The sequence below is a fragment of the Psychrobacter pocilloporae genome, assembly GCF_029872915.1.
Classification (GTDB): Bacteria; Pseudomonadota; Gammaproteobacteria; order Pseudomonadales; family Moraxellaceae; genus Psychrobacter; species Psychrobacter pacificensis.
In genome coordinates this window covers 1,268,859-1,285,763 of sequence record NZ_PGFT01000001.1, presented here as the reverse complement: position 1 = coordinate 1,285,763, position 16,905 = coordinate 1,268,859, and the positions used below count along the sequence as shown (strand labels likewise).

9 protein-coding genes are annotated in these 16,905 nt (G+C 42.5%); 5 read left to right on the top strand and 4 right to left on the bottom strand.

Translation table 11 applies throughout. The annotated features are described in order from the left end of the window. Window positions 1–271: 271 nt before the first annotated feature. The 5 genes from CUR83_RS05615 to CUR83_RS05595 all read left to right on the top strand — a co-directional run bounded on the left by CUR83_RS05615 (window position 272) and on the right by CUR83_RS05595 (window position 11,585). Window positions 272–2,302, top strand: coding sequence for a hypothetical protein (locus tag CUR83_RS05615; protein WP_284719271.1), 2,031 nt, complete (start codon window positions 272–274; stop codon window positions 2,300–2,302). Between the two features lie 249 nt (window positions 2,303–2,551). Then, a complete protein-coding gene (locus CUR83_RS05610) occupies window positions 2,552–3,016 on the top strand; it encodes a hypothetical protein (RefSeq protein ID WP_284719270.1) in 465 nt (154 codons plus the stop codon). Between the two features lie 66 nt (window positions 3,017–3,082). Continuing rightward, window positions 3,083–5,188, top strand: a complete 2,106-nt coding sequence (locus CUR83_RS05605; RefSeq protein ID WP_284719269.1) for a beta strand repeat-containing protein — start codon at window positions 3,083–3,085, stop codon at window positions 5,186–5,188. A gap of 139 nt (window positions 5,189–5,327) precedes the next feature. Further along, a complete protein-coding gene (locus tag CUR83_RS05600) occupies window positions 5,328–10,676 on the top strand; it encodes a hypothetical protein (protein WP_284719268.1) in 5,349 nt (1,782 codons plus the stop codon). Between the two features lie 123 nt (window positions 10,677–10,799). Then, window positions 10,800–11,585, top strand: coding sequence for a hypothetical protein (locus CUR83_RS05595; protein WP_093070864.1), 786 nt, complete (start codon window positions 10,800–10,802; stop codon window positions 11,583–11,585). A gap of 73 nt (window positions 11,586–11,658) precedes the next feature. Here the strand turns inward: CUR83_RS05595 and CUR83_RS05590 are convergent, their stop codons facing one another. From CUR83_RS05590 to glpK, 4 genes are all read right to left on the bottom strand, one after another. Continuing rightward, window positions 11,659–12,351 (bottom strand): TetR/AcrR family transcriptional regulator, encoded by a 693-nt coding sequence (locus CUR83_RS05590; protein WP_071001337.1) that lies wholly within the window; start codon window positions 12,349–12,351, stop codon window positions 11,659–11,661. A 237-nt stretch (window positions 12,352–12,588) separates the two neighbouring features. Continuing rightward, on the bottom strand, window positions 12,589–13,608 hold the full coding sequence (locus tag CUR83_RS05585; protein WP_071001335.1) for an endonuclease/exonuclease/phosphatase family protein: 1,020 nt from the start codon (window positions 13,606–13,608) through the stop codon (window positions 12,589–12,591). A 299-nt stretch (window positions 13,609–13,907) separates the two neighbouring features. Then, window positions 13,908–14,420 carry a hypothetical protein gene (locus tag CUR83_RS05580; protein WP_071001334.1) on the bottom strand — a complete coding sequence of 171 codons (513 nt, stop codon included), beginning with the start codon at window positions 14,418–14,420 and terminating at the stop codon, window positions 13,908–13,910. 248 nt (window positions 14,421–14,668) lie between these two features. Then, window positions 14,669–16,279 carry a glycerol kinase GlpK gene (glpK, locus tag CUR83_RS05575; RefSeq protein ID WP_284719267.1) on the bottom strand — a complete coding sequence of 537 codons (1,611 nt, stop codon included), beginning with the start codon at window positions 16,277–16,279 and terminating at the stop codon, window positions 14,669–14,671. Window positions 16,280–16,905 lie beyond the last annotated feature (626 nt).

The window sequence follows — 16,905 nt, the reverse complement described above, 5'->3', positions numbered from 1 at the left end:
ATTTTTTAAATAAATAATGATTAGTTTTTTTAAAAATGACTATCAATCACTTGCTAAACTATATCTATTCAACCTTGCTGAATGTATAAAAATTAATATCGTCTCTGTAGTAACAGTTTGAGTTACTAAATAGATATTATTTGAGTAAACTTTTATGCTATTCATACCCTATAAATAGACTTTCATCTCATTTTTGTATATTAATTGTCACTTATACATTATGCTTATCACAAAGCTATATCCAAATTCCATTCTTACTCTCGGAGCTATTATGAATTCGTCTATTGAACTGTCAGCTTTTAAGTCAAGAGTAACGCGTTGGATAGCTATACCATCTTTATTAATACTGCTACCTAATTATTTAGCTTTTGCAGCAATAACAACATGTCCTGCTGGTTACATTTCTGATGAGTTTTCAAGCACTGATTACAGCAACTTAGGATCGACAGCATCACCCCCTATTCTTGGTGTAAACCAACTTTTAAATGGTCTTAAAAGTGAAAGTTACACTGTTGCTTCTAACAGTTTGATTACTACTGGCAGTTTAGATGCAGGCGGCTCAAATCTTTATAGACCTAAAACGCTAGCGGGCAACCTTCAATCATTTGAATTTTTCCAGGATTTTACTAACAAGGCATCATCTCGTACGGTTTCATATACTTTTAAAAACAGTTTTACCAACGAGTCTCAAGCCCTTACTAATGTCAGTTTAAGTATTTATGATATAGATGTGAACTATGTAGGTTCAACAAGTTCAGGAACTAGGTATTTCGAGTTTTCTGACCAAGTAACTATCACTGGTTTTACCAGTGCAGGTACTAGTGTGACGCCAACTTTAATATATAGAGGCACCGGAATAACGACTACGGCACCCTATCGTCAAACTACCACTACCGGTAGCGTTTTGTGTAGTACAGACTCTGTGGACGAAAGGTGTAAAGTATCCGTTGCTTTTAATCAACCTGTAGTTAGAGTAGATGTAACTTATGGTAATAATCCTGATTTAAACTATTATGACTTTAGCAATTTCGGTAACCCTGGTGATCAGCTAATCAACATTGTATTTGATGGTTACTGCTACTTGCCACAGCCGCGCCTAACATATACTAAAGTGCTCTCTTCTTCTCGTAAAACAAATACCGATCAATTCACTGTTCAAATCAAGGACAATGCAGATAACTCCGTCGTTACCAGTGGTATTAACTCAGTTACTACAACAGGTTCAGGTAATACAGTTACTACGGGCACAGGTACTACAGGAACTTTCAAGGTTAATCCTACCAAGACTTATACATTGACAGAGGCGGTCTCAGGAACGACAAATTTAGCAGACTATACTGCGTTATATGCATGTAGAAGATCGGATGGTACAACCGTTACGACTTTAGACCCAAAGAATCTAAAGCTTACGTACGGAGATAGTTGGACGTGCACAATCACAAATGATAGATCTAACTATGTATTTTCAGGTACAGTATTTAACGATAACGGTAATGTTTCAAATCCATCTAAGGATGATATATCTAGCAAGTACTTAAATAATAGTCTTTATTTCAATGGCAAATACGATTCACCTACCGAATCTGGTATCCCTTTTACCACCGGTCACACCATTACTTTGAATAAATGTGCCGGTGATAGTGGTACGTTCTCACCTCAGACGGTAAACATTGGTAATGATGGAACCTATAGTTTTAGCTTGACGCCAGCACAAGTAGGTAGTTACACAAGACTCTGTGTCACTCAGAATGAACCTAGTAATTATACCTATTCTGTAGACACGACAAGCGATGTGCGACAAATAAACATCATTAATAGTCAGTACAACTATCCTAGCAATGATTTCGGTGATGTTATTCAAGCAAATGCTGCATTGGTATTGATCAAAAGTCAGTATATTCATGACTGTAGTCTAAATAACCTTGCCACAATTGGTGTTAATTATGAAGGTAGTGCTAGCAGCGCGTATAGTATAAAACCAATATCTGGCATTGTGCCAGGACAATGTATCGCTTATAGAATTGAAGCTATCAATCGAGGTAATGTTTCTCTGACAGATATTGTTATTAAGGATAGGCTACAGAGTAAAAACGACTCTAATAATTCGCTAATTACCTCTACCTTAGTTAATCCAATACCTATTGGTGAAAATAGTGGCACTCCATCATTTGCAACAAACTCAGTATCTATTGGTAACAACGGTACAGTGATCACCAATACTTTTTCCTTAGGTGCTACTACAGCCACTCGCCGTCAGGCCATTCGTTTTAATACTAAATATGGTACTACCATTAGTAACTAAACACCTGTGTATCGAATTACTGAGTACTCAATCAAGCCCTGTCTTCTTAGACAGGGCTTTTACCGTTCGGTCATCTTGAAATACCATTTATCATCTTTATAATTGATACTTGTATCGATTACGTTACAATAGCTTAAAGGGGAATGTGTGCTTTTTACAGACGACCCTGATAGCAAATGATAGACAGTTTCACGGCAGCCCAAAGCATTAGTATCCCCATGATAGTAACGGTATAAGAAAGGATTTTATATGAAACGTTTCAAGATTCTACGCAATATTCTATTAGCTACTATAGCTTTTAGCTCTTTACTAAATGTAGCACATGCTGATGATGCTCTAAAAATGGAACTAACAGCTAATCAAGTCATAAAGAATGCGGAAGGTAAAACAGTCTATACGCCAGTACGCACCGCACCGGCAGGTACTGTGATTCAGTATAAAGCGAATTATACCAATACCATCAATAAAGATATTAACGATCTAATGGTGACGCTACCTATCCCTGCCAATATGACATTTACTGGCGATGCGATGCCTGCAAGTGCGCAAGCCAGTATCGATGGCAAAAACTATGCTGATATGCCACTTATGCGTAAAGTCGATGGCAAAATGGTCAAGATTCCATATTCTGAATACCGCACTCTGCGTTGGAATATTAAGTTATTGCCAGCTAAAAAGTCAGCAGCTGTTGCTCTCAATACCACCGTTAATTAATTCAATAGACATTAAACCTTCACGCTTTTAACGTTTCAATTTTTAATCTTAACTCTGGAGCATTATATGAAATCAAACACTTTTAACTATAGCCTGCTAGCTGTCGGCGTCGCCGCAGTAATGGGTGTGTCTACTGGCGCTAATGCAGCGACCCCAGCTAACGCTGTAACAGCAGGCGCTGCGCCAATTAATAACGTAGCAACTGCAAGCTACAGTGTTGCTGGCGTCAGTCAGCCATCTGTAACCTCTAACACAGTAACCGTTAACGTTAGCGAAACGGCTAACTTTGCACTCACATCGACTGTTGATGATGGTAGTATTGGTGACGATACTGCTATCAATCAGACTGCTACGCCAGGTGGTACAACTACCTTTACTCATAATTTAACCAACACGGGTAACGTGACGGATACTTATACCATTAACACCACAGGTAATGACTCATCACTAGTAACGGCTACTCCAGACTACCCTTTAGGTACTGCGCCTGTTGCGTTTACTATTGTACAAGCAGATGGCACTCCTCTAACTTCTGCTCAAGTCACCGCTTTAGGAACTCAAGCACAGACAGGTACCCTAACTAATGGCAGTACTATTAGACTACAGCCAGGTACTAGAGCTAACTTAAGCTACGAAGCAGCTACGCCAGACAATCGTAACGGTAATGACAAAGGTGTAGGCACATTAACAGCGACCAGTACTTTCTTTACTGCTAATAATGCACCTGGTGCGACATTGGTAAACGAAAACCAAACTATCGTGAGATTGCCTACCTTTAAAATTGTAAAAACAGCGACCAGTACTGTCGATTTGACAGTCGCCAACCCACAGATTGCTTATAGTATCGTAGTCACTAACGCGACTACTGACTATAGTGCTGCTGCGACTGATATTGTTATCAGAGATGTCCTTCCTGTAGGTTTGAGTTTACCTAATGGCACAGCATCAGACGTGACCGTAACTGGTGGTGCTGGTACCGCTACGATTTCTACTGTTGGTGGTCGACAAGCTATTAATGTTGCCGTAGCGAACTTAGCTGTTGGCGCAAGTCGCACGATTACTTTCACGGTTAACGTCGATAGAGATCAGTTTACATCTGCTAATAGTTCAGTAACTAACAACGCAGAAGTCTACGATAAGTTTGTCGGTCCGGTTAGCCCGCTACCTGCTAATCCTGTACTTGGTACTGACTATGATATTTTGGATAGTACAGATAGCACTATAGGTCCTACTAGAATACCTGATGATGCGGGTGAAGGTAACGGCGCTGGTATAGATAGTCCTGGTGTGACTAACTTTACCAGACGAGCGGTTGTGGTGAGCAATCCAACGACTAGAGAAGTTCCCCCTGCCTCAGGTACTGCTAGTCAAGCGACTCATTCAACTCTCATTACTAACAGCGGTCAAGATGGTGAAGGTACCAATGCTAACCCATTGACTTTCACTATTGCTGATGGTGGCAATAATGGGGCTGTCAGACCTGTTACTGGTCCTGTTAGTGCTACTTATACGCCGCCTGGTAATGGCGCTCCGGTTACTATAACGCTGCAACCTACCGTTGCTGATGGTAATACATATACTCTTAATAGCACTACACTACCAACCGCTCAATTTCCAAATGGTATTGCACCTGGTGGCACATTAGAAATCAACTACAATGTGTCGTCGGGCAATGTAGCTGCTCCTGCAACTGTTGCTGATGCTGCAGCTGTTGGTAGCACTGAAACTTCTGTTGTAACACTAACACCTGCTGGTATTAATGCACCTGCTGCTACTACAGTGACTGATACCACTAACGTTAGAGGCTTAACTTTAGTGAAGTCTCAAGCATTAGATGCGACTTGTTCAGGTACGGTTGCTGCAAGTACCTTTGTTGGGACTGCGATCGATGCGGAACCTGATCAGTGTGTTATCTATCGTATTCAGGCGACTAATACTTCTTCAGCAGCGTTAGGTTTTAATCTTAACGATTTAACCATTTCGGATTTGTTGTCTAACTTTTCAGCTGGTGCGGATTTAGTAGCTGGTTCACCTGCTACTTCTGCGACTGCCTCATCTACTGCAGGCATAGCTAGTACTACCAGTACTGCAGTTCTTGGTACTAACTATACCCTAGTTCCTCAGGGCGTTGGTACCTTGACTTTTAAAATCAAAATTAAAAACGCTCGTTAATTGATATTTAACATTTCAAAGTCTATAAGCTTCACAAGACGCTTATAGACTAACGCTCCAGCTTGACCTAATTGATTTTGATGAGCCAAGCTGGAGAATTACTATCCGACCCTTTTATATTTTATTGGATAAGCGACATATGACTAAATCTTTAATGACACCGTCTAATCGTATTACGTTGCATACAGCGAAGATCTCTGCGCTGACGGCTGCAATGTTGCTTATGCAATCAAATATGGCGTTTGCTGCGCCCACCACTCTCGTACAAACTATCAACAATATCGCTAATGCTTCTTATGACGTCAATTCTATCAAACAAAATAGCATTTCAAACCAAGTTCAAGTCAAAGCCTCTGCCTTACCTGAATACGGTATTAACTTAACTCAGCCACCTGTGCGTACTGTCGCACCCAACACACTGGTGAATTGGGTTAATGTTCTTAGTAATACTAGCTATAGTGATCAGACTGTTGAGCTGACGCTTGATGTATCGCCAACTCTATCTAATTTGAAAGTTTATCAAGACTTGAATAAAAACGGCATTGTCGATAGTGGTGATACACAATTGATTCTTGATAACATGAGTGCCCAAATCAAGCTTGGTCAGAGTGAAAACATTCAGTTTATTGTACAAGCTCTATCAGATGCTAATGGTAAGGATGGAGATACTGCTGACATTAAGATTGGTGCAGTTGTCTTAGAAGACCCGTCAGTAGCCAGCGTGAGTGCGACTGATAGTTTAGTCATTATCGAATCTGGTATCAAATTCACCACTCCTAAATTTGATGAAAGCAAAACGATTTCACAAATTAATGATGACGTTTATGTCAGTGCCAGCTATGCGCAATGTAATGTACAAACTGACAAGCCTGATCAAGTATGGGTAACCATCAAATCAGCTAACCCGCCCGTTGGTAGTGGTGATAGCTATTCACTTAAAGCTATAGAAACCGGTAATAACACAGGTAAATATCAGCTATCAGCAGCCACTCAAAATAACGCTAACGCTATTGACGATAAGCTTATCCAAACGTTGAACAACGACACATTGACTGCCAGTTTAGATGCTTGTATCGCCCCTTCGGTTGGTACTGGTGCTGATGAACTGCCGAACGCGTCTGACTTCACCGTGCGTATCAGTGACCTGAGCTCACAAATTAATATCGTCGATGACAACCCAGCTTTAGTTGTTACAAAGGAAAGTGACGTAAAAATTGCTGAACTCGGCGATTATGTCAGCTACACCATCAATATCACGAACAATGGTAACGCTACTGCTTACGATGTACAGCTAAAAGATGCCTTACCACGTGGTTTTGACTATGTTGAGAATAGTGTACGTGTTAGTCCAACGACTGATATTGATATCAATCAAGCACAGACCACCGAGTTTAAAGCTGATGGTAAATATCAGGTATTGAACTTAGGAAACATGGAAAATGGCGAAAGTAAAAAAATTACTTATCGTGTGCTTATCGGTGCTTCATCAGTAGGTGGTGATGGTATCAACCGCGCAATCGCAGTTGCTAACAATGAGCAAGGCCAAAGCTTAGTATCAAGAGAAGCACAGTGGAAAATCGACGTAGAACGCGGCGTCATGAATACTGACGGTATCATCATTGGTAAGGTCTATCACGATATCAACCGTGATGGTATTCAGCAAAAAGAAGACGGCGAGCTTGGGGTTGCTGGTGTCCGTATTTATATGGAGAACGGCAACTTCATCGTGACCGATCCTGAAGGTAAATACAACTTTTACGGGGTCAGTGCCAAAACACACGTACTAAAAGTAGATAGCACGACGATCCCTAGAGAAACAGAGCTGGTCACCCAAAGCAACCGTAATGCGGGTGATGCTGGCAGCCGTTTTGTCGATTTGAAATATGGCGAGCTACATCGTGCAGATTTTGCGATTGTGGGCGGCATGGGCGATAGTACTGAGCGTCTGAACGCCGAGTTAATCGCTCGTAGCAAATCAGTGAGTGCTAAGAATGATACGCTAGAGCAAGCGGTAAAAACAGTGCTAACATTAGAGCCAAACTACGATGCCGACACGACTGATAATGTCGATGCAAGTGGCTGCAATATCAATGGCGACCTAGACCTTGGTAACAACTGTGATTCTGCTATTGTCAACGACATGATTGGGGATGCGACCAATCGTGTAGACATGGCCGTGACAACGGTTGCACCTCCAGTAGAAAAAGAGCTCGAAGAATATCTAAAAGAAGTGGCTAACAATAATGTCACCTTCATTAACCTAAATGAAGGTCAACAGCTCAGTACTTACAAGCAGATGGTACAGGTACAAGCACCACTTGGTTCAATATTTACTCTATACGCCAATGGCAAAGCGATATCAGAGCAGCAAATCGGTAAAACTGCTGAGCAAGAAAAGCAAAATGTAATGGCTTTTGACTATTATGCGGTTGACCTAAAACGCGGACGCAATACTCTACGTGGTGTGGCAACTGACATCAATGGCAAAACTATTTCCGAGCAGACCATCACCGTATTGACACCTGATAGTCTGCAAGCGATTGATTATCGTACGCAAGCACAACTAGTCCCAGCAGATGGTATCAGCGAATATCAGGTTGTTATTAGTCTAAAAGATCGCGACAATCGCCCCTATATCGGTACTACTTCTCTTACACTTGATACTAATATCGGTCGTATCAATCTGAAAGACAGCAGCCAAGATCAAGCCGGTACCCAAGTTACTGTATCAGGGGGTGAGCTATTAATACCAGTCATCGCGCCAAGCGCACCAGGCAAAGGTGAGTTGGTCATCGATACGGGTAGTAGCAAGCAAATTATCCCACTACAGTTCACGGCTAAGCTGCGTCCACTCATTGCTGTGGGTATCGTCGAAGGTGCTATCTCTCTCAAAGACTTTGATGGCAGCAATATCACAGACGCACAAGGCGCGTTCGAGCAAGAGCTGCATGAAATCTCAGGCAATGATGATTATTCAGCCACTGGTCGTGCGGCAATGTTCTTGAAAGGCAAAGTGCGCGGAGATTACTTGCTGACGTTGGCTTATGACAGTGACAAAAAAGGCGAGCGATTATTCCGTGATATCGAGCCTGGCGAATACTATCCTGTCTATGGTGACTCATCGGCTAAGGGCTTTGATGCGCAATCAACCAGTAAGCTCTATGTGCGTCTAGACAAAGGTCGCTCGTTTGCTATGTATGGCGACCTAAAAACACAAATTGACAATGATGAAGGCATTGAGCTTGGTCAGTACAATCGCACCTTGACTGGTCTAAAGGCGCAATTTGAAGATAATAATACTCGCGTGACTACGTTTTTGGCAGAGACCAGTACTAGCCAGCGCGTTAATGAGACTCGCGGTTTAGGTATTTCAGGTCCCTACCCATTAGCTGAAGACTTCGATGCCGTGTTAGAGAACTCAGAAACTATCGAAGTGATCACTCGCGACCGTAATAACCCTGGCTTAATCGTCAACCGTGAGACGCTAACTCGTTTTGCTGATTATGAGATAGACCCGATTAGCCGCAGTTTATATCTAAAATCACCGATTGCGAGTCAAGATCTCGAAGGCAATCCTATCTACATTCGTGTCACAGTAGAAGTGGATGAAGGTGGTGAGGACTATTTGGTTGGTGGTATCGCTGCCAAACAGCAACTGACTAATAAAGTCGCTATCGGTGGTAGCTATATCAATAGCGACGACCCATTGAACAAAGAAGAGCTGGCTAGTGTCAATAGCGTTATCAAGTTCAACGATAAGCTAAAGCTGGTCGCTGAATACGCAATGAACAAAGCTGAGAACCCTAATTTTCAGCCAAGCAATCAGATCAACACCACAGAATTAGACGATAATAATGTTGAGGGCAATGCCTTACGTGTCGAGCTTGACTTTGATAATAAGAAAGACACGCGTGCCAAGGCTTATTACAATGATGCAGATGAAGGATTTGTCACTGGTGCATCACCACTGACTGCTGGACGTACGGAGTCTGGCGTAGAAGTCATCCATACATTCAACGACAAAAAAACAGCGTTGAAGTTAGAAGGTGTGCGTACCAAGGATCATACTACTGACGCGAGTCGTGAAGGCGTACAAGCCAGTATCGAGCAACGTTTGAGTGAAAATGTCGTTGGTGAAATCGGTGTGCGTTACTACAAACAAGATGCCACGGCAGCCTCACGCAATACGCAAGCGGCAACAGATGTCGTAGACGTTACTGACGATACGTTATTTAACGATGACATTATCAACCAGTCAGCATTAAATAGCGTTAGTGATGCTGACAAAGACATCGAAGGCACAACGGTTCGTGCCCGTATCACTTCTCGCCTACCCAAGCTAAATAATAGCTTGGTGTTTGCAGAGTATGAGCAAGATATCGAAAATAGCTCACGTAACGCGACGTCCATCGGTGGTGAGACGCCAATCGGTGGCTTGGGTCGTCTGTATGCACGTCATGATTTGATCAATAGCTTGTCTGGTAGCTATGGTCTTGATGATACTGATGAGCGTCAACGTACCGTTGTGGGCTTTGACGTCAATTATATGAAAGACGGTAAAGTGTATAGCGAATACCGCATGCGTGACGCGATCAGTGCGCGTGAAGCGGAAGCCGCTATCGGTCTGAAAAACAAGTGGTATGTACAAGAAGGCCTGACTCTAAATACGTTGCTTGAGCGCGTTGAGTCATTAGAAGGCGAAGAGAACAACACCGCCACGGCGGCAGGTTTTGGCGTTGAGTATCTTGCCAAAGAAAACTACAAAGCATCAGGACGTGTTGAGAAACGTTGGGGCGAGACAAGCGACACCTTACTTGGTAACGCAGGTATTGCCTATCGTTATACCGATGAGATTACCTTATTGGCCAAAGATACCTATTCGCGCATCGACTATAATGATGGTGATCGCACGATTAATCGTTTCCAACTTGGTGCCGCTTATCGTGATTACGACAGCAATCAACTAGACATGCTTGCAAAGCTTGAGTATCGTTTGGATGACAATAACACGGGTGATGATACTTATCAAAAAGACACCACTGTTTGGTCATGGAATGGTAACTACCATCCAACGCGTGCCCTAACCTTGTCTGGTCGCTATGCGGGTAAGTATACAGAATATGAAGCAGACAACATTACCAGTGACAATACTGCTCATGCCGTTTATGGTCGCGGTCTGTACGATATTAGCGAACGTTGGGATGTTGGTTTGCAAGCGGGTACTTATTGGAATAAGCAAGCAGATGATTTGTCTTATATGTTAGGTGCTGAAGTGGGCTATAGCCCAATGACCAACCTTTGGTTGTCACTTGGCTATAACTTTATGGGCTTTGAAGATGAAGACATCGCCTATGACGACAGTACTCAAGAAGGGGCTTACTTTAGATTGCGCTTTAAGTTTGATGAAAATCTATTCAAGCGTGAAGACCCACGTAAGAACAAGCGTTTAAACAGTGACTCTACGCAAGTTAATACGACTACCTTGTAAGCTAATGATAGCGTCTTAACTCCTGTCTACTGGCAATATAATAAGCGATTAGACAGGAGTCGCAGAGTCAGCCCTAATAATGGTAAATACCCACACTCATTACCTTCAGATAAGGTTTGCATCATGTTTAAAGCTGCCATCAAAACCACTGCTTATAAACAACCAGTACATACTGCACTCTCGGCACTGTTACTTTTGAGTGTCGTATCCCTTGCTTCAGCACAAGATAGCATCGCTAACGACACGGCTCAAATCGTTGATGCGAATAGTGCTGTAGACTGTCGTGATGATATTCAGGCTCAAGCCCCTTCTTATAAATATCAAAGCACGCAGCAACGTGTACTCAACTGTATGGTAGAGCAACTACAGCCCTATCAGCAAAAAGACAAAACCGCTCATCAGCAGTACCTCGCTTACAAAGCACAAGCATGGCTTACTTATGCGATCCATCAAGACAGTATGAATAACCGCTCAGCTGCGGGCATAGTTGCGGCAGAAACGGCAGAGTCTATCTTACAATCGCTAAAGAACGATACAGCGCAAAGCATCAAACTACAGCAAGATATCCCTACTACCTCTGCTCTAATGCGACCTGATCTGTGGGCGACGCTGAGTGCGCTAAAAGACAGTGGCGGTATAGAGTCAGCGCCACGTGAGATGGCATTTAGTGAAGTGGCATTAATTTGGGCGGCGACCAATCAATGTAAGCGAGGGTGGCGTGAGTCAGGCATACATTTTCGTATGGCGGACCGCTGGCTTGAGCAAGCACGCGAAGCCTATATTAATGCCCATGATGCGCAGACCAATGTGGCTTTAGAGCAATCTATCGTCAGCTACTATAAGCAGTATGCGCCTTTAGATGCCAGTGATGATATCTGCCGCGGACAAGATCTAACGCCTAATAATTAAAGCGCCTTACTAAATAACAGAGGTAAAAAAGCCGACAGAGTTGTCGGCTTTTTTGTGTCTACTATAGATAAAATTAGCGGTTTTTACGTGGTAGTTTTTCTGGTAGATAGCAGCGTAAGTACGCGATAAATGCGGTATTTGCTTCTTGAATATAGTCATCCGTAATGGTCTGATGACGACGATAAGACAAGGTAAATATCGCATTAACAATACTATAAGCAATCAATAGCGTGTTTTGGATATCCTCAAAATTTGGCATCTCATAACGCTCTGATAAACGCTTATAGACCAAGTCAACAATTTGATGGTCCATATCTTCGCCAAATTCATCACCTTCAAAATCAGGCGTATTGGTGTCATAAATGAGTTTGGCTTTGGTCTCATCGTTATGGAAGATCGTCACGCATTGATCAATCAGCGCGGTTAGATATCCTTGCCATCTATCGTAGTTGCCGATATCAACGGTTTCTACCATCTCTAATATTTCAATCGCATTCAAAAAGCGCAATGCTAAAAATATTGCTTCAATGTTAGGGAAGAAATGATAAGCAGAAGCTCTTGGTATTCCTGCTTCTTCACACACAGCTGCTAGAGTAATATCATTAATAGCTTGTGTTTCACTCAACTTTTTGGCACCAGCCAAAAGTTTTTGACGACGTGCGCGGCCCTGTTGGCTGGTAAATTTAAACTTGTTTGGTACAAGTTTTTTTGCCAACTCCGAATCTACTAACACATCTTCAATTTTTTCGTCTTTGTTATCACTCATTGTAAATCTCTTAATGTTACGTCCTATTTCATAAATTCAATCTTCATTGAGTAGCATTCGTCCTAAATCACTGGAGAATCAACGAGTGGCTCAAATGTAGAGCCAACGTTATCGCTACTAACCTCAATGAGGAGGCATCATAAACGCTTGTACACTATCAAGCAAGGGACATGAATGGGTTAAAAGTTAATGTATCGATTAACACTCTACTAGAGTTAACTATCTAATTTTATGAAGTTAATCATTCAGTTTAATTTTCGCTCTTATAATACCATGATCAGTCACCCTATCTGAATAATCCCACTTAAGATGGTCATTGAAATAATCAACTCTTTCAACCTGACCGAGCGAAAACTTGCTATCAGGTAAGAACTCTTCTGAAACAAATAATTGATCGATCACTTCTGGCATACCTTGATGAATATGGGTGTAAGCCACATCTTTCATCCAACCATAGCGAGCTTGAATACGAGCGGCGTCAAAAAGTGCGACATCACGCATACTTTTATCATAATTAACCTCGCCAGTCTCCGTCATCAGCTGGGTTGTTACGCTACCAGTCACATCATTCATGTCGCCAAGCAGTATCAATGGCTCACGCGTGTGATGCAAACGTTCCATGATCGACATACGAATAGATGCCGCCTCTGCAGCACGCATGCACAAACTACGAAGCTTGGCACGAATACGGATATTTGGATCATCCATGTCTTCTAATAGGTTACCATTTTCGTCACGTAAGAAAAACGCACGTTTACTTTTTAGATGCGCCGTGATGATCGTTATTGGTTGACCATATGCGTCAACACGCAATATCAAAGGTGGACGATTAAAATGCTGATGAGGCCCGATATCGGGGATATCAATCACAGCTTTTGGTGCAATCTCTTCTAATAAGGTCGTCTCTAATTGCTCAAATCGACTAATAATACCAACGGCTGGTGTATGCTGTGCGCCTCTACCTTGAGTATATGGACTTGCAGTGTCATTGCTTGCAAGCGGAATAACCACCTGCTCTGGTTTGAATCCTAGTGCGACAGCTAGTGCTTCTAGTGCATTACTATCCCATACTTCTTGTACGGCAATGATATCAGCGTGTGCTTTAGCCAGCAGATCTGTCAGACCACGTCGCTTATGCTCATAGGCTTTATTATCATAAGCTGGGGCATTCTCATAATAAATGCGATTAGGGTTAGCAAAGTTCAATAAATTAGCTGTGGCAATATAAAACTGTTTACTACCGTCATTATTAGTCATAAGTCCCCTGTTTTTCTTATATTATATTCATACATATGGATTCATAGCAAATTTTATGCCAAAAAAAACTCCCAAAGGTTGACTTTGGAAGTTTTAAAATAACATACATACTGCTGGTCAAAGTCATTAATAGAACCAATCGTACAATCAATCTATTTTCAGCAACGAAATAGTAATCTATTGTCAGCGTTTTTAAGAGACAGCTCGTCTGCTAAGTTAGCTATCTATTAAAGTCATTGAGTAAACAGTAGTCATATTCATAAGTCTTTTTAACATCTGACTTTCTTGTAAAACACGTACTACGATACACGATGCCATGCGTCACGTGATGCTAGACGCGCTTCATCCCACGCCAAACGAGAATCGCCTTTCACTTCATTCCATGAACGCTCTAAGTCGGCTTCATGATCTTCAAAACGTGCATCTACTGGATAGCGAGCGCGATTTGCATAGCCTACCGCATACGCTGGGTGTAGGTCGCGATCAAACTCGTAACCTTCTTTGTAATAATCAGCATTGGCATACTCTGCGCGCCAGTAAGCTTCCTCATGGGTTGGATCAATGGCTTCAGCTGCTGCATGACCTGCGCCGCCACCAACAACTGCACCGATTGCACCACCAATGAGCGTACCTAATGGGCCTGCCATAGTACCGATGGCTGCACCTGCTGCTGCACCGCCTACACCGCCAATACCTGTACCTACTGGATGTGAGCCTGGCTCACCTGTAATAATGTCTGCATTCAAATCTTCTTTTGTCTCTTTAGACATGTTTTTTACTTCACTGCGATCGATAGCGTCATGGTTACTCATAGTATTGTCCCTAAATTATTTATTATTTGTTGAATTATTTATTTGCTAAAAGATTAGCGATATTGCTAAATCCAACTGAAGTATAGAAACTTATAGGTAGAGACAGATAGCCTGATTATGTAAACTGTGTCCGTATTGCGATTACATTGCGTTACAGCCTGTATCTTTATGACGTCTATGTACGGTGCGCTCATACTTTGGGTAATCATAAGAGATTAGCATTGATAAATTTACTATAGAAATCAACCCTATATCTGCATTAATGACCTTGCGATGGCACGTTGCCATTTATCAAGGTGTTGCTCACGAGCATCAATCGACATACTTGGCTCAAAAATACGATCTACTTGCCATGATGCTTTCATGGTTGACTCATCGTAAAGCCCAGTCTTTAAACCAGCGAGTAGTGCTGCACCCTTTGCCGTAATCTCTGTGTCTCTTGGACGTAGCACCGGAACATCTAGCAAATCTGCCTGAAACTGCATCAGCAAATCATTATTTGCCGCGCCGCCATCTACTCTCAGCTCAGTCAAGGGATGAGGGCTGTCTTTTTGCATGGCGATGAGTACATCATAAGTCTGGTAGGCAACTGCTTCCAACGCAGCACGGGCAATATGGGCTTTAGTAGTACCGCGGCTCATACCAGTGATGCTAGCACTGATATCAGAACGCCAGTAAGGCGCACCCAATCCGGTAAAAGCAGGTAATAGCACCACACCTTCGCTACTGTCTACTTGGCGAGCTAAATCTTCAACATCGCTACTTTGTTGAATCATATCCAAATTGTCACGTAGCCATTGGATGATAGCTCCTGCCATAAAAACACTACCCTCCAAGGCATAGGTAACTTCTTTTTTGGGTGGCTGTAGCATTCGCTTACCTGACTGTAAGATTTGATCAAATGATAAATTGTCTGGACGAGTTGGCGATATTTTTCGCTGCCATGCGATGGTGGTTAGCAGCTTGTGCTCGCTCAGTTTTGGCTGCTGACCAATGTTCATCAGCATAAAGCACCCTGTGCCATAAGTATTTTTGGCCATGCCAGCATCGAGACAGCCTTGCCCAAAAAGCGCGGCCTGCTGATCGCCGAGCACGGCTTGAATGGGTATTTGCTTTGCAAATAGGCCTTTTTTGGTTTTGCCAAAATCACCGTCAGATGGCAGTACCTTAGGCAATATAGTCATAGGAATGGCAAACCGATCGCAAAGCGTCTCTGACCAAGCCAATTTATGAATATCAAATAGCAAAGTACGAGAAGCATTGGTCACGTCGATGACATGCTCGCCGCCAGTTAGCTTGTAAATCAGCCAGCTATCGATGGTGCCAACTGCTATCTCACCTTTACTCGCACGTACGCTGAGTTTGGGATTATTTTCGAGCAGCCAAGCAATTTTACTGGCACTGAAGTACGGATCTAAGCGCAGACCTGTGATGCGCTGAACCTCATCGGCCATATTGGCGCTATCAGCACCCTGATGAACGCTATCATCCATACTATTGGTAGCGCTTTCAGCAGCGAGTGTCTTGCAATAGTTTGCCGTGCGCCTGTCTTGCCAAATGATAGCGGGTGCGAGCGGTTTCCCTGTTTGCTTGTCCCACATGACAATAGACTCGCGTTGATTGGTAATCGCGATACTGGTGACATCAGTAGCAAGCAACCCTGCCTGATTGATAACATCATGCGCACAGCTAATCTGAGTTTGCCAGATTTGCTGTGCGTCTTGCTCAACAAATCCCGCTTTTGGCGTTTGCAGCGTCGTTGGCTGTTGTGCCATCTTAATAGGCCGTGCATGATCATCGTATAATATCGCTCGACTCGACGTTGTCCCTTGATCTAACGCCAAAATATATCCTGCCATTACGCATATCCTCTACTGATATTGTTGGTTCTATTTGATAAAAACCAGTGGCTATTCATTATTTGCTGTTAATCAATCACTGTATATTTTATAAATGACTGGCCAAATTATTTAGGGCGTGTTGAACATTCGCAAATAGGCACTGCTGATCGCTAAAATGGTTCCAGACAAGGCACAAAGCGACGATAATGCAGATGCCTTAGCGAGATTTGTAACGCCGTATGGGGCAATTTTAGCATCAGCCCCAACGATAAAAGCAGGGGATAGGACTCTTTTTTGCCGCTTCATCGTTAAAAATAAGCGCTTAAAATGACTAAACTTATTATTCTTAACATCGAATCGCCTAAAAAATAGTCGCTGTCAGTGCCATGGTCGAATGTTCAAGACGCCCTAATGATAAAAATAACAGCACGTTAATTTAAATTGGTTAACTCTAAGACGTCTTATTCGCTATGATGTTACTTATAAACGAATATTTAAAAAACAGCTCAAACCTCTATCATACCGCTAGGGATGACACAATAGAGAGTAGCAGAATACTGAGCATTGACCCGTCACCATTGTGGCTATACAGTGTACGCCTTGTTTTGAATGATACATTTTTAGCGCTTTCGTATTAGCACGCA